We start from the raw sequence: 1,991 nt of genomic DNA, 5'->3' as shown, positions 1-1,991 counted from the left end.
TTCTCTTCATCTAACAGGCTCACGGCTTCCAGCCAGTCCATAATATCTGACGTGGCATCAGCCTCTGCGATCAGTCGCGCCTGGCGCTTTACCTCGAATCTGAACTCGGTCGTCGCTGTATCGACTTTTGCGAGGTCAACAGCGCGGCACAGATGCTTGCGGCGTTTCCGCCGGCGCCGTAGGAAACGAGAGGCGCGGGTCACTGTACCATTCCTTGTCAGCGTGCCACTGTTGTCAGCCTAGCAGTTCACATTCACCATGACGGATCGGCTCCTTTGCAACTGCTTACCCCCGCATCGAGAGACGTCAACAAGATTTCGCTGTGTGCCGGCGCGTGGCTGAAGAAGTTCCTGTGGAAGGGACGTGGCGAAGCGTCATGCGTACCAAAGGATACGGAAAACATCGGGATAGATCGTCTTGACTTTGGTGTTGAGCATCAAAAACCGCTCAACGAGTCGTCGGCGGTCTTCGATGTCGCTTGAGATCGCGGCACTATGGTCGCGGAAAACCCATGGAAAATAAGCCGGCTGCGCGACAGTCTCGTCGTTGACCTGAATTTCGTTTGCACGCAGACCAAGGCGCATCCCTTCGGTGCCCGTGAGCCGTTCAAAATCCATGTGGAGCAGGTTTGCTGACTGCCAAACGTACAAGGCCTTCTCCGTCAAGAGGCCGCGCAGACCGGTTACCTCCGCGTCACTGGCCTTTCTCAGTGCCGTCACGAATTCGACGCTAGAGGGATCGAGCCAGACACGGCATGGCATGCCACCGCGCTCGGTCAGCTCCGCAAACTTTGGCGTCTCGGAGAGGAAGTGAACGACCGGTTTGACGTCCGTGATCATCCCGACAAGAGCATCAGGCTTCGCGTTTTGGCCAAGGTGGTTGGCCCGCTTTAGTCGGGTGACTGGAGATAGGCGGCTGGAATATTGAGCGCTCTGCCCGAGCCTTCTTCAGCGCGTTCACTATATCCCTGGAATTCAAGGCGGCCGCCGCGTCACCGCCACCCAGCAACTCGTCCGGGATCGCCGGCCCTATCCGTCGCGTCATATGGGGCTTCCTTTCTACCCATCATGCCACTCACACGCGAAATTCCCGATAGTGCCCAACCCTCGCGTAGCGACAATGCTTGACCGACATGTTCTTCGATGGAACCGCCTTCGACATGTTCACTCGCCTTCGTCCGCGGCGACATGGCTGCAGTACGGCTATTGTGCAAGCTTTGACCATTCAATGACAACTCCGATGAATAAAAATTACGGGAACAAAGAGCCTATAGGCAAGCGATGATCATCATCCCCCATAATTTTTATCTCAACCAATTGCCCATCAGTAAATTTTGCCTTGTAATAATGGTGTTTATTTATAGGCCTCAGAACAGTTTTATTATTTTCATCGGGTTCGTGGCCGATAATTTCGTATCCACTAAAGGTAAAAATGCCATGGAAATTTGTATCTTCCGTTTCTTTAATAAATCGAAAAGGACTGAGAAGTGATTTAGCTAACCTTGTATATTCATCTTGATCAGGGCTTTCATCCTCCTTGGGAGGCTCAATTTTGTCAAATACCTTTCTTTCTACAATTAAGCGGCCCGATTTGGCGATCACATACCTATCAAAAAAGAGAGGTTCGAGATCCTTCGTTTCGAATTCACCCTCATACCCATCAGGAAGCGGCACTTCGCATAGAACGTAATTAAACATGCCAATCTTTCACACTTTCTTGGGAAAACGCATTCGTACGTCCCGCCATGAACAGATCCATCGCGAGTTTCAGGATCCGTTCGCCCGAGTAAATTCGCTGCGTCCAGCGCGGCGGAATGGCGCTCAGCCCCCATGTCGCCCCGGCGATCTGTCCGGCAACTGCTGCGATGGTATCGGCATCACCGCCCAGATTGACGGCCCGAAGAATTACGCTTTCGAAGTCATCTCCTTGGGTAAATGACCAAAGCGCAGCCTGGAGCGTGTTTACGACGTACCCGGTCGATTCGACGGACG

At 52.9% G+C, this 1,991-nt stretch carries 4 protein-coding genes; all 4 read right to left on the bottom strand.

Annotation, left to right across the window (positions count from 1 at the left end):
- Positions 1-203: antitoxin MazE-like protein (locus APM_RS22510; RefSeq protein WP_241763091.1), on the bottom strand; the 203-nt coding region annotated here is incomplete at its 3' end.
- Between the two features lie 171 nt (positions 204-374).
- The gene (locus APM_RS01825; RefSeq protein WP_039887530.1) at positions 375-839 is read right to left on the bottom strand and encodes a hypothetical protein; all 465 of its coding nucleotides are present in this window, start codon (positions 837-839) and stop codon (positions 375-377) included.
- Between the two features lie 411 nt (positions 840-1,250).
- A complete protein-coding gene (locus APM_RS20165) occupies positions 1,251-1,697 on the bottom strand; it encodes a hypothetical protein (RefSeq protein WP_241763090.1) in 447 nt (148 codons plus the stop codon).
- Positions 1,690-1,991 (bottom strand): ADP-ribosylglycohydrolase family protein (locus tag APM_RS01815; protein ID WP_007421651.1); only part of this gene is annotated, 302 nt, incomplete at its 5' end. The genes APM_RS20165 and APM_RS01815, both read right to left, overlap by 8 nt.

Origin of the sequence: Acidiphilium sp. PM (assembly GCF_000219295.1) — a bacterium.
GTDB classification, from domain to species: Bacteria; Pseudomonadota; Alphaproteobacteria; order Acetobacterales; family Acetobacteraceae; genus Acidiphilium; species Acidiphilium multivorum.
The sequence above is the reverse complement of the archived record's forward strand: the minus strand, read 5'-3'. Positions and strand labels throughout refer to the sequence as shown.